At 37.7% G+C, this 21,824-nt stretch carries 18 protein-coding genes; 14 read left to right on the top strand and 4 right to left on the bottom strand.

Annotated features, from left to right (window positions below; genetic code table 11):
• The first annotated feature begins 68 nt into the window (after positions 1 to 68).
• From purD to CYP51_RS03755, 8 genes are all read left to right on the top strand, one after another.
• On the top strand, positions 69 to 1,313 hold the full coding sequence (gene purD / locus CYP51_RS03715) for a phosphoribosylamine--glycine ligase (protein WP_103624434.1): 1,245 nt from the start codon (positions 69 to 71) through the stop codon (positions 1,311 to 1,313).
• Complete coding sequence (locus CYP51_RS03720; RefSeq protein WP_103624435.1) at positions 1,310 to 1,759, top strand: RDD family protein; 450 nt, start codon at positions 1,310 to 1,312, stop codon at positions 1,757 to 1,759. Before purD ends, CYP51_RS03720 begins: the two co-directional genes overlap by 4 nt.
• Positions 1,752 to 3,911, top strand: a complete 2,160-nt coding sequence (locus CYP51_RS03725) for an LPS-assembly protein LptD (protein ID WP_103624436.1) — start codon at positions 1,752 to 1,754, stop codon at positions 3,909 to 3,911. Before CYP51_RS03720 ends, CYP51_RS03725 begins: the two co-directional genes overlap by 8 nt.
• Positions 3,912 to 4,610: a hypothetical protein gene (locus CYP51_RS03730; RefSeq protein WP_021091548.1), complete on the top strand. Its 699-nt coding sequence runs from the start codon at positions 3,912 to 3,914 to the stop codon at positions 4,608 to 4,610. It abuts the gene before it with no gap.
• Positions 4,600 to 6,798 carry a polyribonucleotide nucleotidyltransferase gene (locus tag CYP51_RS03735; protein ID WP_103624437.1) on the top strand — a complete coding sequence of 733 codons (2,199 nt, stop codon included), beginning with the start codon at positions 4,600 to 4,602 and terminating at the stop codon, positions 6,796 to 6,798. Before CYP51_RS03730 ends, CYP51_RS03735 begins: the two co-directional genes overlap by 11 nt.
• 17 nt (positions 6,799 to 6,815) lie before the next feature.
• Positions 6,816 to 7,667 (top strand): universal stress protein, encoded by an 852-nt coding sequence (locus CYP51_RS03740; RefSeq protein ID WP_103624438.1) that lies wholly within the window; start codon positions 6,816 to 6,818, stop codon positions 7,665 to 7,667.
• A gap of 293 nt (positions 7,668 to 7,960) precedes the next feature.
• Positions 7,961 to 11,578, top strand: a complete 3,618-nt coding sequence (dnaE, locus tag CYP51_RS03750) for a DNA polymerase III subunit alpha (protein WP_103624439.1) — start codon at positions 7,961 to 7,963, stop codon at positions 11,576 to 11,578.
• 15 nt (positions 11,579 to 11,593) lie between these two features.
• Positions 11,594 to 12,268, top strand: coding sequence for a DUF6882 domain-containing protein (locus CYP51_RS03755; protein WP_103624440.1), 675 nt, complete (start codon positions 11,594 to 11,596; stop codon positions 12,266 to 12,268).
• On the opposite strand, the gene CYP51_RS03760 is transcribed toward CYP51_RS03755, so the two are convergent.
• From CYP51_RS03760 to CYP51_RS03770, 3 genes are read right to left on the bottom strand one after another with little or no spacing between them, the layout of a single operon-like run.
• Positions 12,265 to 12,927: a cysteine hydrolase family protein gene (locus CYP51_RS03760; protein WP_103624441.1), complete on the bottom strand. Its 663-nt coding sequence runs from the start codon at positions 12,925 to 12,927 to the stop codon at positions 12,265 to 12,267. The genes CYP51_RS03755 and CYP51_RS03760 overlap by 4 nt on opposite strands.
• A gap of 2 nt (positions 12,928 to 12,929) precedes the next feature.
• Entirely contained in the window at positions 12,930 to 13,913 is a 984-nt protein-coding gene (locus CYP51_RS03765; protein WP_103624442.1) for a sensor histidine kinase, read from the bottom strand.
• Entirely contained in the window at positions 13,910 to 14,746 is an 837-nt protein-coding gene (locus tag CYP51_RS03770) for a DUF234 domain-containing protein (protein ID WP_103624443.1), read from the bottom strand. Before CYP51_RS03770 ends, CYP51_RS03765 begins: the two co-directional genes overlap by 4 nt.
• A 110-nt stretch (positions 14,747 to 14,856) precedes the next feature.
• Between CYP51_RS03770 and CYP51_RS03775 the strand changes: the two genes are divergently transcribed.
• From CYP51_RS03775 to CYP51_RS03790, 4 genes are all read left to right on the top strand, one after another.
• Positions 14,857 to 16,188, top strand: a complete 1,332-nt coding sequence (locus CYP51_RS03775) for an aminotransferase class V-fold PLP-dependent enzyme (protein ID WP_103624444.1) — start codon at positions 14,857 to 14,859, stop codon at positions 16,186 to 16,188.
• The gene (locus tag CYP51_RS03780; protein ID WP_103624445.1) at positions 16,185 to 16,931 is read left to right on the top strand and encodes a hydroxymethylpyrimidine/phosphomethylpyrimidine kinase; all 747 of its coding nucleotides are present in this window, start codon (positions 16,185 to 16,187) and stop codon (positions 16,929 to 16,931) included. The genes CYP51_RS03775 and CYP51_RS03780 overlap by 4 nt, the downstream gene beginning before the upstream one ends.
• On the top strand, positions 16,924 to 17,529 hold the full coding sequence (gene thiE, locus CYP51_RS03785; RefSeq protein ID WP_103624446.1) for a thiamine phosphate synthase: 606 nt from the start codon (positions 16,924 to 16,926) through the stop codon (positions 17,527 to 17,529). Before CYP51_RS03780 ends, thiE begins: the two co-directional genes overlap by 8 nt.
• A 68-nt stretch (positions 17,530 to 17,597) precedes the next feature.
• A complete protein-coding gene (locus CYP51_RS03790; protein WP_103624447.1) occupies positions 17,598 to 18,875 on the top strand; it encodes an aminotransferase class V-fold PLP-dependent enzyme in 1,278 nt (425 codons plus the stop codon).
• Between the two features lie 37 nt (positions 18,876 to 18,912).
• Here the strand turns inward: CYP51_RS03790 and CYP51_RS03795 are convergent, their stop codons facing one another.
• On the bottom strand, positions 18,913 to 20,019 hold the full coding sequence (locus tag CYP51_RS03795) for an FtsW/RodA/SpoVE family cell cycle protein (RefSeq protein ID WP_103624448.1): 1,107 nt from the start codon (positions 20,017 to 20,019) through the stop codon (positions 18,913 to 18,915).
• A 52-nt stretch (positions 20,020 to 20,071) separates the two neighbouring features.
• Between CYP51_RS03795 and CYP51_RS03800 the strand changes: the two genes are divergently transcribed.
• Both CYP51_RS03800 and CYP51_RS03805 read left to right on the top strand, forming a co-directional pair.
• The gene (locus CYP51_RS03800; RefSeq protein WP_103624449.1) at positions 20,072 to 21,043 is read left to right on the top strand and encodes an RluA family pseudouridine synthase; all 972 of its coding nucleotides are present in this window, start codon (positions 20,072 to 20,074) and stop codon (positions 21,041 to 21,043) included.
• The gene (locus CYP51_RS03805; protein ID WP_180995389.1) at positions 20,976 to 21,650 is read left to right on the top strand and encodes a fibronectin type III domain-containing protein; all 675 of its coding nucleotides are present in this window, start codon (positions 20,976 to 20,978) and stop codon (positions 21,648 to 21,650) included. Before CYP51_RS03800 ends, CYP51_RS03805 begins: the two co-directional genes overlap by 68 nt.
• Positions 21,651 to 21,824 lie beyond the last annotated feature (174 nt).

Below are 21,824 nucleotides of genomic sequence, written 5' to 3' on the forward strand. Positions count from 1 at the left end.
TTGGCTTTGTTTATGGGCCACTCTTCTATGCGACGCTCACTCGGGTTTTTTAAATTTACGGAGATAAAATGAATATTCTCATAATAGGAAGTGGTGGCCGCGAATACGCCATTGCTCTAAAACTAAAAAACGAAAAAAATATAAATTTATACTTTGCGCCTGGAAATGGTGCGACCTCACGCCTTGGCGAGAATTTAAAGATAAAAGATTTTTATGAGCTTGCAAAATTTGCTAAACAAAATGATATTGCTCTAACTATCGTAGGCCCTGAAGTGCCGCTTAGTGAAGGCGTAGTGGATATCTTTAAAAAAGAGGGCTTGCTTATATTTGGACCAAGTAAAGCAGCTGCTAGACTTGAAGCTAGTAAGGCCTATATGAAGGATTTTCTGGCTAGAAATAATATAAAAACCGCAAGATATCTAAATACAGATGATAAAGAAAAAGCATTTAAATTTATTGATACCTTAAGCGCGCCGATGGTCGTAAAGGCCGATGGTCTTTGCGCTGGAAAAGGCGTGATCATCGCAAATTCCAAAGAAGAAGCCAAAGAGGTAGTTAGCGACATGCTAAGTGGGGCTAGCTTTGGCGATGCTGGTAAATTTGTGGTGGTTGAAGAGTTCTTAGACGGCTTTGAGCTAAGCTTTTTTGCCATTTGTGATGGCGAAAATTTCGTAAGCTTGCCAGTGGCACAAGACCACAAACGCTTGCTAGATAACGACGAAGGTCCAAATACTGGCGGCATGGGCGCTTATGCTCCAAGTCCGCTTGCTTCAAAAGAGCTGATAAAAAGTGTCGAAGAAGAGGTTGTAAAGCCAACTTTAAAAGGGATGAAAAACGAAGGCAGTCCGTTTTGTGGAGTGCTTTTTGTAGGGCTAATGATCGTGAAAAATGAGCCTTATGTACTTGAGTTTAACGTAAGATTTGGCGATCCTGAGTGCGAGGTATTGATGCCATTAATTGATGGAAATCTAAGTGAAATTTTACTAAATGCTGCAAAGGGCGAGCTAAAGCCTATTAGCTTAAAAGATGAATTTGCAGTCGGTGTTGTGATGGCTAGTAAGGACTATCCGTATAAAAGTAGTCCAAAAGCTAAAATTTCAGTTTTAAATGATGTAAAAGATGCTCACATTGCTTATGCTGGTGTTAGCGAGCAAGGCGGAGAAATTTATGCAGATGGTGGCAGAGTATTAGTCTGCGTGGCCACTGCGAAGAGTATAAAAGAGGCACGTGATAGAGCTTATGAGCTTTGCGAAAATGTAAAATTTTACGGAGCACATTATAGAAAAGATATTGCCTGGCAGGCATTAAAATGAGTATGCAGATAGTTGAAAAACTTGAAAAAGAAGAAATTTCGCTAGCACCATTTTCAAAAAGAGTCCTAGCTTACTCAATTGATGAATGTATCGTTTCTTTTTTGTTTTTGATCATTTACTGGGATACCTTTTTGTCGGTTATGAGCTATGATGAAGCCAGAAATTTGACCTTAAATTTCTTTTGGCAAATAGTCGCACTAAAGATTATTTATCATGCATTTTTTATTTGGTATTATGGTGCGAGTCTTGGGCAAATGCTAACAAAGACGATGTGCATTAATGTAGAAATTTTAGATAGACCAAATTTTATTTCAAGCTTGGTAAGAGCGATTTTTAGGTTAGTTAGTGAAGCTTGTTTTTATCTTGGTTTTGCATGGGCATTTGCAAATCCAGCTAGGCAGACTTGGCAAGACAAAATAGCAAAAACAGTGGTGATAAATGCGTAAAATTTTATTTTTAGTTCCGGTTTGTATTTTAAATCTAAGTGCAGCTGTGCAAGATGTGCAGCTTTTGGCTGATGATGTAAAGCAAGATAAAGGCATCGTAACGGCAAACAAAAACGTCGTTGTATATTCACAAGACTACCTTGTGACAGCTGATTGTGCTGTGTATGATCAAAATAATTCGATTATCGAGCTATTTGGTAACGTCAATATGATGAAGGGTAAGAGCGAAGTCTCTCGCTCAAACTATGCAAAGCTAAATTTAAAAAATAATGACACTGCTTTTGAATCGCTTTTTATGATGAATAAAGATATGGAAGTGTGGATGAGAAGCGATGAGAGCAGCTCTGACAGCGAGTACTATAGAGTAAAAAAAGCGATGGTTTCAAGTTGTAATGTCCAAGATCCTGACTGGAGTATCACCTCAAGCTCAGCTATGCTAAATAAACAAAGCAAATTTTTACATCTTTTTAACCCAGTCTTTCGTATAGCTAATGTGCCAGTTTTTTATTTGCCATATTTTGGTTTTTCAACAGATACCACAAGAAGAACAGGCCTTTTACCGCCTGAGCTTGGATACGGAAAATCTGAAGGTTTTTATTACAAACAGCCGATTTATTTTGCACCTTATAATGAGTGGGACTTCGAGCTTGATCCGCAGATAAGAACAAACAGAGGTGCCGGAATTTATGGTGCGTTTAGATTTACTGAGTCGCCTGATTCAAGGGGCGAAATCAGCTTTGGCTCATTTACTGATAAAAACAGCTACCAAGCCAAGCAAAAAGGAGAGACTTCAAATAAGGCCGAACTAAAAAATAAAACACATAAAGGCATTGGACTAAAATACGAAAGAGATAAGCTTATAAGATACCTTAGCGAAGCGGATTTGCAAGAGGGAATTTGGATAGATGCAACAAAGCTAAATGATATAGATTATTTAAATTTAAAAGGCAGGGATGATGATTATGATTCGCTTGTAACTTCTAAATTTAACTATTTCATCGCAAACGACGATCATTACTTTGGTGCTTATGCAAAATATTACATAGACACTGAAAAAATTGGCTCAAAAAACGAGAACAAAGATACACTTCAAGAGCTTCCATCGCTTCAGTATCATAAATTTACAAATGATTTATTGTTGCCAAATGTCTTGTATTCGCTTGACCTTCAGTCACATAGATATGATAGAAAGATAGGCGTTAGAGCGACTCAGTATGAATTTATGCTTCCAGCTTCAGTGCATGTGCCACTGCTTGATGATAGCTTAACGCTTTCATTTTACGAGTATCTATACGCATCAAGAATAAATTACGAGAATAAGATAAATTCATTTGATGATAAAAGAGAAGATAAGCATACAAATTTTGTAAATAATTACCACAAATTTACCATTCACACTGACCTTGCAAAAGCGTATGAAAGCTTTTATCACACTCTAAATTTTGGGGCCGAATACCTACTGCCAGGCTATAGAAAAGGAAATTTAGATGATGAGTTTATCTATGATAAAAATCTAAATGAGTATGAAAATTTCTTGACTCAAGAGCAGAGTAAGGAAGAAATTTCTGGTTATCTGACTCAGTATTTCTTTAACTCTAATGGTAGAAAGATTATAAAACATAGTATTTCTCAAGGATATTACACAAAAGAAGATGAATATTCGAATTTAAAAAATGCTATCTATCTATATCCATTTGAAAATTTAAGCCTTTATAATAAACTTGAATATTCACACAAGAGCAAAGAGCTTAAAAAGATACAAAGCGGATTTTCATACACAAATGATCTATTCTGGCTAAATATGCTTCACACCATGAAGAAAAATGATAGCAAAATAAAAAATAGTGCGACAAAAGATAGCTATTTTACAAGTGGTCTTGGAGTAAAATTACCTCATCAATACAGCCTTATTGGCGGCTGGCAATATGATATTGAGCGAAGCTACACAAAAAGCTGGAGAGTTGGCGTACTTCATCAAAGAAAATGCTGGAATTACGGAATAATTTATCAACAAGATGTCGAGCCAACAACAACAATAAATGGCTCGGCTTCAACTAGAAAAAATGGTATTTATTTCACGATAAATTTCTATCCAATGGGCGGTTTGCACTATGACTTTTCGCAAAGCAGTACAAAATCGAGTGCCAACTAAATGATAACGGCTAAATTTAAGGATCAATTAGAAGCAGCTAGCAAGCTAATTGAAATTTTGCCAAAAAAAGAGCTCGTAGATAAAAAGACGATAGTTGTTTGTATGTCGCTTGAGTCAGTTATACTCACAGATGCGGTTTGTAGAAGTTTAAATTTAAGCTACGAGATGCTCTTTAGCGAGCCAATACCTGCACCAAATAATAGCGAATGCGACGTTGCAATAGTTAGTGAGACAGAAGATATAGTATTAAACGATAAGCTTATAAAAGCTTTTAATATAAGCTATGACTATATTTATGGCGAAGCGCATAGAAAATACGAAGAAAAAATTTTAAAAAACGTTTATAAATACCGAAAAGGAAATTTGATAGGAGAGCTAAAAGATAAAAATATTTTACTAATCGATGAGGGGTGCGAGACTGGTATGACGGCACTTATTTGCATAAAGACGTTGCTTGATGTGAAGGTAAAATCCATCTCATACGCAACGCCAGTGATTGCTACTGATGTCTTTACAAATTTAAATGATATGGTTGATGAAATTTACACGATAAACAAGATCGTTGATTTTATCGATGTGGATTCGTATTACGAGAAAAAGATCGAAGCTACGAGTGAGCGTATCATGTCAATATTAGAAGAGAGCCCTTATTATTTGCCGTTACAAAAACAACAAGGAGATAAAAATAATGCAATATAGTATAGAAGTCAATAATCAGGTTGAAATTTTTGACCTTAATAAAGTAGCAAAACAAGCTAGCGGAGCGGTACTTTTAAGGGTGAAAAATACCGTAGTTTTAGCAACTGTTGCAAGAGAGGATACGCAAGTTGAGGAGGATTTTTTACCTCTAACGGTGCAGTACATCGAAAAAGCTTACGCCGCTGGTAAAATTCCTGGCGGTTACGTTAAGCGCGAGACAAAGCCAGGCGACTTTGAAACGCTAACAGCTCGCATCATCGATAGATCTCTTAGACCGCTCTTTCCAAAAGGTTACGCATATCCTACTCAAATAGTGGTAATGGTGCTTTCAGCTGATCCTGAGGTTGATTTGCAAGTTGTAAGTCTAAATGCAGCCTCAGTTGCACTCTATCTTAGTGATATCCCAGTAAATCGCCCAGTTTGTGGCGTTAGGGTTGGCTACATAGATGAAAAATTTGTGATCAACCCAAGCAACTCTGAACTAAAACAAAGTGCGATAGACCTATATGTGGCTGGCACAAAAGATGAGCTTTTGATGATCGAGATGAGAAGCTTACCTCAGCAAACTACGCAGCTTATCCCAATGGTCGCGATCGAGCCGATGATAGATCCGAGCTTAAGTGATAGCATGGCTCAAAAACAGCTGATGAATGAATTTAGCGAAGATATGATGGTTGAGGCGATTGATTTTGCTGGTAAGGCGATACTAAGAGCTAGCAGTGCTTACGAAGAAGCTTTCAAAGAGCATAAAAAAGAGGATGCTGCGCTTGAGTTAAAACCTGAAATAGAAAATGAAAATATCGCTATTTATATCGATAAATTTTATAAAGCTGAAGTCAAAAATGCGATCAACCAAATGGCAAAAAGCGAGCGTGCGAGCGAACTTAGCAAGATTGCAAAACAAATTTCAAGCGATGAGGTGGCTCAAAAAGAGGGCTGGGATGAGGCTGTCATCACAAATGTCCTTGGTAAATATAAAAAGAAAATCGTTAGAGAGCAGATCATAAACGAGGGCGTAAGAGCTGATGGACGTGGTCTTGAAGAGGTTAGGCCTATTAGTATCGAAACAAATGTGCTTCCAAATGCACATGGCTCATGCCTCTTTACAAGAGGACAGACACAAGCCCTAGTTGTCACTACTCTTGGCACTGACAGTGACGCTCAAATGTATGACATCCTCACTGAAAAAGTACCTTTTGTAGAAAAATTTATGTTTAACTACAATTTCCCAGGCTTTAGCGTAGGTGAGGCAAGCCCATTAAAAGCTCCTGGTAGACGCGAGCTTGGACATGGAAATTTGGCCAAACGTGCCCTTGCGCCAAGCATTGATCTAGCATCACCATACACAATAAGAGTCGTTTCAGAAATTTTAGAGAGTAACGGCTCAAGCTCTATGGCTAGCGTTTGCGGCGGTTCGCTCGCACTTAGAGCAGCTGGCGTAAATACTTTAAAACTTGTTGCAGGTGTCGCTATGGGATTAATATTTGAAGGCGATAAACACGCAGTGCTAACAGATATCATGGGACTTGAAGACCATGACGGCGATATGGACTTTAAAGTAGCGGGCACAAGCGATGGTATCACAGCACTTCAGATGGATATTAAACTTGGTGGCATTAGCTTAGAAGTGCTAAAAGAGGCACTTTATCAAGCAAAACGTGGTAGAGAGCATATCTTATCTTTGATGGTAGAAGCGGATAAAAATATAAAAATAAATGAAGATGTGCTTCCAAGGCTTGAACTATTTAGTGTTGATCCAAGCAAGATCGTAGACATCATTGGACAAGCTGGAAAAACCATAAAAGAGATCATTGAGAAATTTGAAGTCTCAATAGATCTTGATAGAGAAAAAGGGGAGGTAAAAATCGCAGGTGGAGCAAAGAAAAATGTCGATGCCGCAAAAGATTACATCATCTCTATCACTTCAAAAGACAATGGACGTTCATTTGGCAAAAAGCCGTTTAAACACGACAAAGAACGTTCAAAACCAAATTTTAATATCGGTGATGAGTTTTTGGGAACTGTAAAGAGTGTGGTTGATTTTGGTGTGTTTATCGAGCTAAAAGATGGTATTGACGGCTTGCTTCATATCTCAAAGATAAAAACTCCATTAAATGTAGGCGACCAGATCAAAGTATGTGTGAGCGAGCAAAAAGGAAATAAAATTTCGCTCTCTTTAGTCGAATAAATTTTAAAGGATAGATGATGAAATACAAAAAGTTGCTTTTTCCAATAGGAGCTGGAGACGATATCGAGCCAAGAATTTATGGTGCCCTAAAGGTTGCTCAGTGGTTTAACACACATATGGAAATTATGACTTGCCAGCTTGACCCAAGCGTAGTTTATAATATGAAAATGACGCTTCGTGGAGGAGTGCTTTTTGAGGAATTTCTAAAATCAGCTAAATCTGAACTAGCTGTCGAGCATGAAGAGAATGAGAAAATTTTCAATAAAATTTGTGCTGAGCTTGGCATAAAAGTAACTAGTGAAATCATTGAAGATGTTTGCACTGCAAATTTTACGATTCACAGTGGTAAAAGAAGCGCGATAGTGGAGCAAGAGAGTAAATTTTGCGATCTAGTAGTGGCTGCTGTGCCACTTGATGGAAAGATCACTGGTACATTTGAGTCAGCTGTTTTAAAAAGCGGTAAAAATGCGATTGTAATACCTAGAAAAATGCGTGAGTTTAAAGCCGATAATATCCTTGTTAGCTGGACTGGTACGACGCAAAGCTCAAGGGCATTAACAGGCTCGATCGATCTTTTAAAAAAGGCAAAAAATGTTCAGTGCATTACCTCAAAAGCAAGCCTTGGCGATAATGCCGAACTAAATCTTAAAAAGCTTGAAGAGTACTTCAAAATTCATGGCATATCAGCCACTTTTGAAGTGATCGCTACCACGATGATACCTGGTGAAGCGCTTTTAAAAGCAGCTATTGATAGAAATGCTGATCTAATCGTTGCTAGCAGATATGGTGAAAATGGTCTTATGGAAATGGTGCTTGGTGGCACTTCAAGATTTTTCTTAGAACACACAAATATCCCAGTTTATCTATAATGGATTGCGGCTTAGTCCGCGATCTAATTCTTTTAAATTAATCTAATTTTTACTCACTCATAAGAATTGACTACTAAATTTTGGCTTCACTGACCGCTTAACTCAAATTTTAGAGCCGAAATTACTTTTAAAATTTACAAGACCTTAATAGCATAGTGCGTCAGATGATAGCGCGCTTCGTTCTTAGCCACAAACTACAAATTCTATAATTTTTTAAAGCTCCCATTAAGATTTCATCAAGCACCTTATTAGCCAAAATTTTGTAAAATCCACTCATTAAAAAAGGATAAAAAATGAGTGAAAATTCTAGCTTTACACACCTACATTTACACACCGAATACTCCCTTCTTGACGGAGCGAACAAGATAAAAGAGCTAGCTCATGTGCTTCATGATAGAGGTGACACAGCAGCGGCGATTACTGATCACGGCAATATGTTTGGAGCGATAGATTTTTATAAGGCGATGAAAAAAGAGGGAATAAAACCACTAATTGGCATCGAAGCTTATGTGCATAACGGCGAGCAGCTTGATGACAAGAGTACTAAGCAGCGCTTTCACCTTATACTAATCGCCAAAAACGAGACTGGCTATAAAAATTTGATGTATCTTAGCTCCATGAGCTACATCGAGGGCTTTTACTACTATCCTCGTATAAATAAGAAAATTTTAAAAGAGCACAGCGAGGGCTTGGTTTGTAGCTCAGCGTGCTTGCAGGGCGAGGTGAGTTGGCATCTAAATTTAAGCGATCGTAACGTCAAATTTGGCGCAAAGGGCTACGAGAGAGCAAAAGAGGTCGCACTTGAGTATAAAGAAATTTTTGGAGATGACTTTTATCTTGAGATCATGCGTCACGGCATCGGCGATCAAAAACGCATTGATGATGATATTTTACGCATCGCTAAAGAAACTGGTATAAAGGTCATCGCCACAAACGATACTCACTATACTTTTAAAGAGCGGGCCGACGCACATGAGGTTTTTATGTGTATCGCGATGAACAAAACTTTAGATGATCCAAACCGACTTCGCCACAGCGTCCATGAGTTTTTTGTCAAAAGCAAAGAGCAGATGAGTGAGCTATTTTTAGATATCCCTGAAGTGATAGAAAATACCCAGGAGATCGTGAATAAGTGCAATCTTGAGATCAAGCTTGGCAACCCAACTCCGCCAAATTTTAAATTTACACTTGAGTATGCTAAAGAGAGAAATTTAACACTTCCGGAGCCAGAAAATAGATATAGCTTTAAAAATGATGCTGTGTTTTTTGAATATGAATGTAGAAAGGGGCTTGAAGAGAGGCTAAAATTTGTCCCTGAAAATTTACATGACGAATACAAAAAGCGTCTTGAGATAGAGATTGGCATAATTAATAAAATGAATTTCCCAGGCTATATGATGATCGTTTGGGACTTTATAAATGAGGCCAAAAGTAGAGGTGTGCCAGTTGGTCCAGGACGTGGTTCTGCGGCTGGTAGCTTGGTCGCTTATTCACTAAAGATCACCGACCTTGATCCGATCCCATACAACCTACTTTTTGAGAGGTTTCTAAACCCAGAGCGTGTTAGCATGCCAGATATCGACGTGGACTTTTGTCAAAGTAGGCGTGGCGAGATAATTGACTATGTTACGCAAAAATATGGAAAATTTAACGTTGCTGGCGTTATTACATTTGGTAAATTGCTCGCAAAAGGTGTTATTAGAGATGTTGCTAGGGTTTGTGATATGCCTTACGCCGAAGCCGATGCGATGGCAAAGCTAATACCTGATGAACTTGGTATTACGCTAAAAGATGCTTATGAAAAAGAGCCAAAGATAGCTGAGCTAATAAACCAAAATCCAAAGGCAGCTAAAATTTGGAAATTTGCACTTGATCTTGAGGGGCTAAATAGAAACGCTGGCCAGCACGCAGCAGGTGTCGTTATCTCAAATGAGGAGCTATGGAACAAAACTCCGCTATTTCGTCAGCCAAACAGCCCAGAAGATCGATATGTTACGCAGTATAGCCTTAAATATCTTGAGGATGTGGATTTAATTAAATTCGACTTTCTTGGACTAAAAACACTAACGGTTATCGATAATGCCATAAAGCTGGTAAAAAAACGAACTAGCAAGGATATCATTTGGGAGCAGATCGATAAAAACGATTCTAATGTTTATAAAATGATACAAAGCGGCCAAGCGATAGGAATTTTCCAAATCGAGGGCGAGGGCATGAGAAAGCTAGGAACTAGCTTGCGTCCAGACTGCTTCGAGGATATCGTCGCGATGCTAGCGCTCTACCGCCCAGGACCGATGGAAAGTGGTATGCTTGATGACTTCGTCAAAAGAAAACATGGTGAGGCGGAGATAACCTACTCATTTAAAGAGCTTGAGCCGATCCTTGCGCCAACATACGGTGTCATCGTCTATCAAGAACAAGTTATGCAAATCGTTCAAGCTATAGGCGGCTTTAGCCTTGGCGGGGCGGACCTTGTGCGCCGTGCGATGGGTAAAAAGATCAAAGAAGAGATGGACAGGCTAAAGGGAGAGTTTGTAAAAGGTGCTGAGGCAAAAGGGCTAAATGGACAAAAAGCAGACGATCTTTTTGAGCTAATTGTAAAATTTGCAGGATATGGTTTTAATAAATCTCACTCCGCAGCTTACGCCTACGTCACATTTCAGACGGCTTATCTTAAGGCCTATTACCCGGCTGAATTTATGGCGGCACTTCTTACAAGCGAAGAAAGCAATGTCGATAAGATCGTTCGCTATATCGATGAGATAAAACGCATAAATATAGACACTTTGCCACCATCTATCAACAAATCAACTAAAGAATTTAGCGTCGTTAAAAATGGCGATCATGACGGCATTATCTTTGGGCTTGGTGCGATTAAAGGTGTTGGCGGAGCGGCTATTGAAAACATTATTACTGAGCGTGAAGCAAATGGCGAGTTTAAGAGTATGGATGACTTTGTCTCAAGGATCGATCCATTTAAAGTAAATAAAAAGGTCTTTGAAAGCCTTATAAAAGCTGGTTGCTTTGATGAGTTTGGCTTTAGTCGCAAGATGCTTATGCAAAATGTAGAAAATATCATAGAAGCTTGCAAAAGTGCTGCTCAGATCCGTAAAAATGCAGTTGAGAGCTTGTTTGGCGAAGATGAGAGCATGAACGGTGTGAAGATAAATTTTGTCACGATAAATGATGAATTTGACATCAAACAAATTTTAAAATTTGAGCAAGAGAGCGTTGGTATCTACCTCTCAGGCCACCCGCTTGATGATTATAAAGACGAGATCAACAAGATAAAATATACTCTAAGCTCAGAATTTGAGAGTTTGCCACAAAGTGCTGAAATTTTAGTAGTTGGTAAGATCGAGGACTTTAGCACAAGGATAACCAAAAGTGGCAAGAAAATGGGCACTATAAACGTCCTTGATTTTCACGGAAATATCGAGATCGCAGTCTTTGAAAGAGAGCTTGGCAACATCGAAGATATAGTAAAAGATGAAGCAAAACGCGACCTGCCTTATGCTTTTAGGATAAATATCACAAAAGATGATCAATTTGTAAGGACAAATTTAAACGAGGTTTATAGCCTAGAAGATGCGCAAAATTTAGACTTTAAAACAAGAAAACTAAAACAAAACTCTAAATTTTCTAAAAATGAAGAGACGAGCTCCCCTCAAAAAGTAAGAGAATATGCCGAGCTAGAGGTGCTTTTATGCCTTAGTGAGCTTAGCAAAGATAAGATCACTAACCTTTATAATCTTGGCTATAACGAACATATAAAAAGTGGCACAAACAACGATAAACGTCTTGTTATTAAGATAAAAAATGAAAATACGGCTCAAATTTTTGTCTATAAGACAAAATTTGTTGTAAATGACAGCTTTAAAGAAAAAGCACTTCAAGCAATAGCTTGCTAAGACCTCGGTGAAGCGATGTTTTTAGATAAGCTTGGCGTAGATAAAAGTAACTGGAGTGAGCTTTTTAGCGCATGTGTTGGCAAAGCGACATTACTTCAAAAACGTACATTTAAGCTACTTGTTGAAGGTAGCAACTGGCAGGTTGATTTTGATAGTGGCAAAATTTACTTTGATGAGCGTGAGTTTGACATCCAGTTTATCGGCTCTGAAAGCTTCTCGTCAAATACGTGGCTTTGGGGTTATGAAAATATAAATGGCTTTGATGAGCGTTTGCTCGAGCTTGCAAATAAAGCACGGGAGTTTGGCGAGAAATTTGGACTTAGTGCATTTAGCACGCCACGATTTGAGCTGGATGAAAATTTTAATGGTCACACGATTAGTATGGTTCTTTGCATCGCTTTTGATGAGCAAAATTATTATAGGATAGAGTACGAGGGAGGAGCGGCGTATGTGGCATTTAGAGCGGATATAGTCTTTGAAGAGCCAGTGCTAGCAAATGAGATTTTGAGCGTAGTAAATGAGTGTTTAAGCAGTTACGAGCTAGATCACAAAATCTTTATAAAAGGACTTTTGCTAAGCTGTGATATGAAATTTAGCGAAAGTCCTAATGAAATCGTAGCGAATAAATACGAGCTTAGCTTTAAATTTGACGAGCTAAATAGGCTCATAAATATTTCAAGCAAGCTTTAAAATTTAATACTCTTTACCACATCAGCACCAAGTGCTAGCTTCATATGAAGAGAAAACATCTCGTGGTAAAAATCGCCATTATGTCCTGGTATATCGTACGTTTGCGTAAGATCAAACGGCACGATAACTCTTGCTTTTTTATTGTATTCATTGGCTCGTAGTTTAAGATAACTAACACACTGATAAACGCACATATCAGTGCAATCCCCAGTGACTATAAAGGTGTCTAGCTCCGGATGCTCTTCTAAAAATTTCTCAAATTCTTTATTGAACGCAATGCTTAAAGAGTTTTTATAAAATGCTTTGATCTCTTTAAAAAAGCTTAGATTTTCTATCTCTTTTACAGTTTTTATCTCGTTTGTATCAAGCACTGCGTGAGGTAAAAAGGTCTCAAATTCTTTTGAATCACTGGTGTGCCTATCTTCTATAAGGATAAAATTTCTAAAGCCAAAATCTTTCCACGCTCTATCAAAAAGTGTTGCGATCCCTTTTGATAAGGCAGCTACTCTTTGACTAGAGAGCGCACCACTGCCAGCAAAAGCCTCTATCATATCTATGCAGATAAATGCAACGTTTTTTGCTCCATCGTTTGAAATTTCTCTCAAATCAAGCGTTTGAAGAGATTTTTTAAAAGCCTCAAGTTCGTTTTGTATGTTCATTCTTACTCCTTTATTGGTAAATTTATGCAAAATGTTTTTGGATTTAGTGTGATCTCGATACTGCCTTTGTGAGCCTGCACGATCTGCAAGCAAAGGTGCAGTCCAAGGCCGTTTCCTTTTAGCTTGCTACTTTTAAATGGCTCAAAAACTATGGCTTTGTCTTTGATGGGCTCACCACTATCATAAATGATAAATTTATGCTCACTTGGTGTTTTTTCATAGCTTAAAATGATCTCTCCCTCGTCGTCTTCGCTCTCTTCGATAGCATCAATGGCGTTAAATAAAATATTCTGAAAGACGATGGCTAGTAGATCAAGATCACCCATATATTTGCCATCTGGAAATTCTAGGCTAAATTTAATATCCTTTGAATAGTCGTAAAAATTTATAGCCTCTTCACACTCTTTTTTAAGCTGCGAAAAGTTAAAAATTTGCGAATTTATATTAAGGCCTTTTGTAAAAAGTAGTGTAGCTTTGATTATGCGTTCGACTCGCCATGTAGCTTTTTGTATTTGATTTACGATAGGCTTTGTGCGCTCATCAGCTCTTTTAAGTAGAGTTGAAGCTAAAAGTGAGATAGAGCCTACCGGATTTCTGATCTCGTGGGCTAGGTGAGCTGCTACTTGGCCCATAGATGCAAGACGCTCGGTGCGTTTTTCTACTGTTATGTTTGTTGCAGAGATTATTAGTTTATTGTCTTTAGAGCTTGTTTTAAAAAGATAAATTTGCCCATCTACATTTATCTCACCCTCTTTTTTTGGTATCTCTTTAAAAATTTTACCAAGTCTTACTGCTTCTGAGTTTTGTAAAAAAATCTCATCATTTTCATCTAACACCCAGATAGCATTTGGCAGAATTTCCACAATATCTTTAATGAAATTTTGCAAGTTTGCATAAGACGATGTTAAATTTTTATATTCGTTTTCTATCAGATAAGTCTGCTCTATCAGGCTTTTTAAGCCAGCTTGGATATCGTGTTCGTTCATTTTAAAAGTTCCTCAAAATCGCTAATTTCATAAAGCCTTAGCCTTTCATCCTTTAAATTTCTTAGCTCGCTACTAAATCCACTCTTTGAAAAAAGAGCAATAATATCTGGATTGATATTTAGTTTTTCACATTTTTTTGATAGTAAATTTAGCACATTTTTACAAACCTTTCTCTCTTTGTATTTTGCCTCACCGACTATGATCTTGCCATCTATATTTAATAGCATATCAAGCTCTATGTTTTTGCTCCAAAAGCTACTTAAAAATATGCCATTAATCAGAATTTTTTTTGCCATAAGCTCACCGCATAAAATTTCAAATCCAAGGCTTGCATATTCGTCAAATTCCTTTTTTATAATGGCTAAAATTTCATCATTTTTACCAGCTTTTAGCAAGCTTAAATTTGGCTCTATAAATCTAAACCAGAACCTTGAAAAATGGCTATTAAAATGTATTTTATCCTCAATTTTATAGCCCCTTTCTTCCTTTTTTAGCATTTGATTTTTTGATCTTTTTGGAAGTACTTCTCTACTTTTTTCAATCAGTAAAAAATTCTTTTCAAAAAGCTTTGCGTAAACTTTGCTAGCTAGGCTTTGAGGTAAAATTTTATGTACGTTAAATTTTTTTCTATCACTTCGTGCGAGTTTTATGAGGGCAGATTTTATAGCATCGTTTGTATCGGACTCGAAGTAAAATTTTGGCATCAAGGCTAAGAAGTTGTTTAAAATTTCAACCTCGATCGCCTCAAAAACATCATAATACGAGTGCTTTAAATCAAACTCATCAAAGACGAGATGAAATTTAATAAGCTCATTTATATCAAGGTGTTTCATTCGCTCAAATGTTGATTTTAAAGCTTTTATATCGGCTCCTTTATTTGGGCATTTTAGTATATTTTAGCTAAAGTAATCTATAATGATACGCAAAAAACAAGGGTTGTGGTTTGGTAAATTTAGAGCATATTAGAGAAAATATAATTTTAAAAAATGGCATTTATTATTTTGATTTTACAGCTTCAGGACTAGCTTATAAACCTATCGAAGATGAGATGGCAAAAATACTCCAAACATACGCAAATACGCACTCTATCAGCTCATCAAACGCCTATAAAACTGCTCAAATTTATGAAGATTCAAGACGTGAATTAAAAAGTTTGCTAGGACTTGATGAGAGCTTTTATCTTTTTACTTGTGGCAATGGAGCTACTGGAGCGATAAAGAAATTCCAAGAAATTTTAGGCATTTATGCACCACCAGCATTAAAAAAAAGATATGCGTTAAAGCCAAATGAAAATTCTCCGCTTGTGGTGCTTGGCCCTTATGAGCATCATTCAAATGAGATAAGCTTTAGACAAGCACTTTGTGAGGTTGAGCGTATCAGGCTTGATAAAAATGGAGAAATAGATTTTAATCACTTGGAGCAAATTTTAAGGATAAATGTTGGTCGTGAGATCATCGCAACTTTTAGTGTGGCTTCAAATGTGACTGGGGTTTTGAGCGATTATAGAAAAATTTATACTCTTATAAAGTCTTATGGTGGCATTGTGGCATTTGATGCGGCAAGCTTTAGTGCTTATGGAAATATTGATTGCGACTATTTTGATGCTCTTTTTTTATCGCCACATAAATTACTTGGTGGAGTAGGGAGCTGTGGGCTTCTTGCTATAAAAAAGATACTTGCAAACTCAGATGAGCCGACATTTGCTGGTGGTGGAACGGTAAGCTATGTCAGCAAAAACTATGCTATATTTGTAAAAGATAGTGAACAGCTAGAAGAGGCTGGCACACCGCCTATTTTAGGACTCATAAGAGCAAATTTGGCCTATAGACTGAGAAATGAGATAGGATTTGGGACGATATATGAAAACGAGAGCGAGCTTGGAGAGTATTTTGAGAAAAGACTAGCAGAAATTCCTGAGCTTACTTGCTATCATCCAAATAATGCAAAGCGTTTGCCGATATTTTCTTTTAACGTGACTGGTGTTTCGCCTTATGAGTTAGCTAAAGTTTTAAGCAAAGAATATGGCATTCAAACGCGTGCAGGATGCTCTTGCGCTGGGCCATATGGACATGATTTGCTTCATTTAAAGGAAGACGCACTCTTTACTCGCAAGCCAGGCTGGGTCAGAGCTGGACTTCACTATACGCATACGCTACAAGACGCGGATTATCTAGTGGACGCATTAAAAAATAGCATTAAAAAGTATTCAAGTAGTTGGAAGGTCGATGATCCTTTTAGCGTTGATAAAATTTCAGGTTGTATGGGAGATAGATGAAAAATATATTAATCATTGCAGGAAGTGATAGTGTTGGTGGTGCTGGTGTGCAGGCTGATATTAAGACATGTGAGGCATTTTCTTGCTACGCAGCGACGGCTATCACGGCTTTTACGGCACAAAATACAAATGGCGTTAGCAATATCTTTGCTACAAATGCTACAAACCTAAATGAACAAATCAAAATGGTAGACGAAGAGCTAAACATAGATGCCATAAAGGTTGGTATGCTTTTTAATAAAGAGCTTATATCTTGTGTTGGTCCTTGGCTTGAAAAATTTCATAAGCAAGGCATTAAAATAGTAATAGATCCAGTTTGCGTAGCAAAATCAGGCTCAAAGCTTCTTGAAGATGACGCGATAGCAAGCTTAAAAGAGCTTTTTAAATTTGCAGACATTATTACACCAAATATCGATGAAGCTAAAGTTTTGGAGCTTGATAGCAAAAATTTGCCTTGCGATATGATCTTAAAGCGAAGCATGGTTGCAGAAATTTGCGAAGATACTCTTTTTAAAAAAAATGGTGATGTGCTGAAATTTAACGAACCTTTGATAAAGCCAGAGATCATGCATGGAGCTGGATGTAGCTTTGCGAGTGCGCTGGCTTGCTTGCTAGCAAATGGACGCACAAAAGAAGAGGCTATAAAACTAGCCAAAAAATACATTTTAAATGCTATTAAAAATGCAATTACGACAAAATTTGGCAAACGTCTACTAAATCATAAAGTCGGTATAAATGGCTGAAATTTACGCGATTAGTGACGATGTGTTGATGCCTGAAAATTTAGCCTTGCAATATACTAAAGAAATTTTAGAGTGTGGGGTGAATTTTTTTCAATTTCGCTCTAAAAAAATACCCAAAGATGAGAGGCTGGCTAGTGAAATTTTCAACCTATGCGAAAAATTTGGAGCCAGATTTATCGTAAATGATGATATTTTATTTGCTGCTCATATAGGGGCAAAGTCCGTGCACTTGGGAAAAGATGATGCGAGCATAAAAGAAGCGTTTGAAATTTTAGGGGATGACGCTTACGTGGGGGTTAGCTGCTATGATAGCTTGGAGCTTGCCCTTAGGGCAAAACAAAATGGTGCTAGCTATGTGGCTTTTGGAGCAATGTTTAAAAGCCTGACAAAACCAAATGCACCGCTTTGCAAGGCTCAAACTATATCACAAGCAAAAAAAATGGGAATGAATGTGTGTGTCATAGGAGGTATAAATGCTAGCAACATTGTAAATGTCGCTAGAGTAAAGCCAGACATGATCGCCTTAATATCCGCTATCTATAAAGATGGCACGATAAAGAAAAATATAGAAAATTTACAAAGAAATTTATTACTTTAAAATGCTTGTTTTGCAAGATTTTTTATGAAAATTTAATTATAATCCCTGCTTTAAATAAAAGGAAAACATTGCTAAATATCGATGAAGTAAGAAAAAATATCATTTTAAAAGAAGGCCTTTACTATTTTGACTACACGGCTTCAGGTCTTGCTTATAAGCCCATTGAAGATGAAATTTTAAAATTTTTAAAAACCTACGCAAACACTCACTCAGATAGTAGTTCAAGCGCAGTGCTAACGCAAAAATGCTATGAAAATGCAAGAGCTGAGCTAAAAAGCTTATTGGGCCTTGATGATAGTTTTTATCTTATCGCGACTGGTCAAGGAGCGACGGCTGCGATAAAGAAATTTCAAGAGCTAATGGGAATTTATCTCTCACCAGCTACAAGAGCCTTGATCGGTGAAGCAAATTTAAGAAATTTAAACTTGCCACTAGCGATCATTGGCCCTTATGAGCATCACTCCGTTGAAGTTAGCTTAAGAGAAGGGCTTTGTGATATAAAACGTATAGAGCTTGATGAAAACAATGAGATAGATTATGCGATGCTTGAGAATACATTAAAGCAAAATGCAAAAAGAAAGATAATAGCTAGCTTTAGTGCCGCCTCAAACGTCACTGGCGTTAAAACTAATTATAAAAAAATTTACTCGCTAATTAAAAAATATGATGGCATTTTGGCACTTGATGCAGCCACTCTTAGTGCTTATGAAAATGTTGATTGCAGATATTTTGACGCACTATTTCTCTCGCCTCACAAGCTGCTTGGCGGAGTTGGGAGTTGTGGGCTTTTGGCTATCAAAAAAGAGTTTTGTAAAAATTTGCCTACATTTGCAGCTGGAGGCACAGTCAAGTACGTAAGTAGGACATCGCATATTTTTACTAGTGAAGTTGAAAATTTAGAAGAGGGCGGCACGCCACCGATAATGCAGCTAATCCGTGCAAATTTAGCCTACAAGCTAAGAAACGAAATCGGACTTAATAATATCAAAGTAGCTGAATGTGAGCTAGGTGAGATGTTTTGCAAAGAGCTAGAAAAGATAGATGAGGTGATAAATTATTGCCCTGAAAATTTAGACAGATTACCTATTTTTGCATTTAATGTAAAAGGCATTTCGCCTTATGATTTTGCTGCTAGTTTAAGTAGCGAATTTGGCATCCAAACACGTGCAGGCTGTGATTGTGCTGGGCCGTATGGACATGATTTACTTAATTTAAAAGATAATACCATTTTTGAGGCAAAACCTGGCTGGGTGCGTGTTAGCATTCACTATACGCATACAAAAGAGGATATAAAATATCTTATAAATGCTATAAAGTCTTGCATCAAAAAGCACAAAAAAAGATAGAGTAAAAACTATATGTTTAATACTTGTGGAGAAAATTTTAGAAGTGAATTTTTATAAAGCTATAAGTTCTATCAAATCTAAAAGTTAGTAAATTTTGCAAAATTCCAAAAAGTACCATAAATGTAACAAAGCTGCTTCCGCCGTAACTAAAAAATGGCAGTGGTACGCCCACAACTGGTGCAAAACCTATCGTCATCGAGACATTTACACCCACATAAACGAAAATAAGTGCAGCAATCCCAGTGGTAGTAACTTGTGTAAAATAGTCATTTTTTAGACCATAATTTAAACTTAAAAGATGTGTTATAAGCGCCCCATAAAGCCCAAGCAGAAACAATCCACCATAAAAGCCAAAACGCTCGATGTTGTAGGCAAAGATGAAGTCACTAGTGGCGATTGGTAAAAATTTAAAGTGCGTCTGCGTTGCTTCGTCCTTTGGCTTGCCCTTTAATCCGCCGCTACCTATGGCGATGATACTTTGTTTGACGTGATAGCTTGGCTCTTCAGCGATAAAATCGTGAATTCTCTTTTTTTGATAGTCATGTAAATTTTCATACAAAACCGGCGCCAAAAAGCCTATTGCAAGAATGATAGTTATCCAAATTTTCTTATTTACGCCGATGACAAAAAGGATGGTGTAGCCAACTATCAAAAGTATGAGTGCAGTGCCAAGATCAGGTTCTTTCATAATGAGCACAAATGGTAAAAGTATATAAAAACTAAGTCTTAAAAAATCTTTTACTCCGTATCCATTAGACTCTGGGGGACGCTGTTTAATGAGATAGGCTAGCATCAGCAAAAAGGCTGGCTTCATTAGCTCTGATGGCTGGAGCGTGAAGTGAACAAAGGGAATTTCTAGCCAGCGTTTGGCTCCTAGCTTGCTAACGCCAAAGAGATCGACGCTTAAAAGCAGCACGATGCAGACCCAGTAAAACATCGGAATGATCCAGTCTATACGCCTAATAGGCAGCAAAAATGCGACACAAAATGAAATAAATCCGATACCAAAATATACAAGCTGTTTGTTTGCTAAGACGTCGTTTGCTTCGGAAACTAGGATGTAAGAGATGGCTATGATTGGGATTATTAAAAACGGCTGAATAAAATCAAAATGTGTTAAAATACGCCGATCTAGTTTTATCAAGAAGCAAACCTTAATTTTTGGGCTAGATTATATCACAAACAAGGCTTTGATTTTGGTTAAATTTAATGTTTTAAACGGCTCAAGACTCGACATGGCAGTAGCCAAAGAGCTTCAAATTTCACGCAATCAAGCTTTAAATTTGATAAAAGACTCCCTTGTAAGCGTAAATTTAAAACCAGTCTCAAAACCAAGCTTTTTGTTAAGTGAAAACGATGAAGTTTGCGTAAATTTTGCCCCAAAAAAAGAGGTGCAAAACGAGTATGAAGTAAATTTTGATATCCCAATAATCTACGAAGATGACGATCTAATAGTGCTTAATAAACCACCTCAAATCGTCGTCCATCAAGCTCCAAGTGTAAAAGAGGCGACACTTGTTGAGTGGCTAAATAAAAAAGGATTTATGCTCTCAAATTTAAATGGCGACGTAAGAGCTGGCATCGTCCACCGCCTAGATAAAGGTACTAGCGGTGCTATCGTCGTTGCTAAAAACAACTTCGCCCACGCAAAACTAAGCGAGCAGCTAAGTGATAAAAGCATGGGGCGAATTTATCTAGCGCTCACCGACTTGCCGCTAAAAGAGGACGTCATCATCGATAAGCCAATCGGCAGAAATCCAAACAACCGCCTAAAAAAAGCGATCGTCGCGGACGCTAAATTTGCAAAAAGTGCCTTCGTAAATTTACTAAGCGAAGGCGGAGTAAATTTGATAGCAGCAAAGCTTTTTACAGGCAGGACGCACCAGATAAGAGTGCATCTTGCTAGCATAAATCGCCACATTTTAGGCGATGATTTATACGGATTTAAGAGCCAAGGCGATAAAATAAGCAGAGTTATGCTTCACGCTTATATGCTCTATTTTATCCATCCACGAACTGGCAAAAGGGTAGAATTTACCGCAAAAACGTATGATGACTTTAACCAAATAATTTACAAAAAAATTCCCAAGGAGATTTTTGATGAAAAAATTTGCCCTACGCATATTGACACCATTTTTAGTAGCTTTCTTAGCGGGATGCGGCTCTAGCGTACCGACTCAGCAAAGTACGTCACTACCAACTATTACAAGCTTAAAAACTATTTCAGACATGACAGAAGTTGGCTTTGAGTGGAACCCAGTGAGCGACGAGAGCGTCGTTGGCTACTACCTTTACCGTTCAAATCCAAACGATGCAAACTCAAAAATGCAACTAGTTGCAAACATAAAAGACCGCTTTGCTACGCACTATGTGGATCGCGACCTAGCTCCAGAGACAACTTACTCATATCAGATGAGAACCTACTCAAGCAACGCCATCTCTCAACCAGGTGCGATCGCAACTGCGACTACTAAGCCACTACTTGACTCTGTGCCATTTGCACAAGCTATCACAGGGCTTCCAGGTCGTGTAAAAGTGATCTGGAGACCACATCCTGATAGCACAGTAGCAAGCTATATCATCCAAAGAAGCGATGCAGGAGCTAATAAATTTAGCCAAGTAGCAGAGGTAAATGGCAGACTAAATGCCGAGTATATCGATACTGAGGTAAAACCTGGCAGGTCTTATGAGTATAGGATCTTAGTTAAAACTTCTTCTGGCGTCATCTCAAAACCAAGCCAAAACATAAGCGCCACAACAAAGGAGTTACCCTAAATCAGTAACAAACGTCCAAGCGACCAAAAATGCGCCAAAAAAGATCATTTTAACGTGGGATTATGCGCCAGCTGAGGATTTTGCTTATTTTAAGGTCTATAGAACGACAAGTAAAATTTTACCTTACACATACCTAGTAAAAACGACTAGCAACACCTATGAGGACCTCATAAA

The sequence above is a fragment of the Campylobacter concisus genome (assembly GCF_002912895.1).
GTDB lineage: Bacteria > Campylobacterota > Campylobacteria > Campylobacterales > Campylobacteraceae > Campylobacter_A > Campylobacter_A concisus_G.

What these genes read in the sequence shown, in the direction of transcription:
- purD (WP_103624434.1), top strand. Translation starts at nt 69, where the DNA reads ATGAATATTCTCATAATAGGAAGTGGTGGCCGCGAATACGCCATTGCT.
- CYP51_RS03720 (WP_103624435.1), top strand. Translation starts at nt 1,310, where the DNA reads ATGAGTATGCAGATAGTTGAAAAACTTGAAAAAGAAGAAATTTCGCTA.
- CYP51_RS03725 (WP_103624436.1), top strand. Translation starts at nt 1,752, where the DNA reads ATGCGTAAAATTTTATTTTTAGTTCCGGTTTGTATTTTAAATCTAAGT.
- CYP51_RS03730 (WP_021091548.1), top strand. Translation starts at nt 3,912, where the DNA reads ATGATAACGGCTAAATTTAAGGATCAATTAGAAGCAGCTAGCAAGCTA.
- CYP51_RS03735 (WP_103624437.1), top strand. Translation starts at nt 4,600, where the DNA reads ATGCAATATAGTATAGAAGTCAATAATCAGGTTGAAATTTTTGACCTT.
- CYP51_RS03740 (WP_103624438.1), top strand. Translation starts at nt 6,816, where the DNA reads ATGAAATACAAAAAGTTGCTTTTTCCAATAGGAGCTGGAGACGATATC.
- dnaE (WP_103624439.1), top strand. Translation starts at nt 7,961, where the DNA reads ATGAGTGAAAATTCTAGCTTTACACACCTACATTTACACACCGAATAC.
- CYP51_RS03755 (WP_103624440.1), top strand. Translation starts at nt 11,594, where the DNA reads ATGTTTTTAGATAAGCTTGGCGTAGATAAAAGTAACTGGAGTGAGCTT.
- CYP51_RS03760 (WP_103624441.1), bottom strand. Translation starts at nt 12,927, where the DNA reads ATGAACATACAAAACGAACTTGAGGCTTTTAAAAAATCTCTTCAAACG.
- CYP51_RS03765 (WP_103624442.1), bottom strand. Translation starts at nt 13,913, where the DNA reads ATGAACGAACACGATATCCAAGCTGGCTTAAAAAGCCTGATAGAGCAG.
- CYP51_RS03770 (WP_103624443.1), bottom strand. Translation starts at nt 14,746, where the DNA reads ATGAAACACCTTGATATAAATGAGCTTATTAAATTTCATCTCGTCTTT.
- CYP51_RS03780 (WP_103624445.1), top strand. Translation starts at nt 16,185, where the DNA reads ATGAAAAATATATTAATCATTGCAGGAAGTGATAGTGTTGGTGGTGCT.
- thiE (WP_103624446.1), top strand. Translation starts at nt 16,924, where the DNA reads ATGGCTGAAATTTACGCGATTAGTGACGATGTGTTGATGCCTGAAAAT.
- CYP51_RS03805 (WP_180995389.1), top strand. Translation starts at nt 20,976, where the DNA reads ATGAAAAAATTTGCCCTACGCATATTGACACCATTTTTAGTAGCTTTC.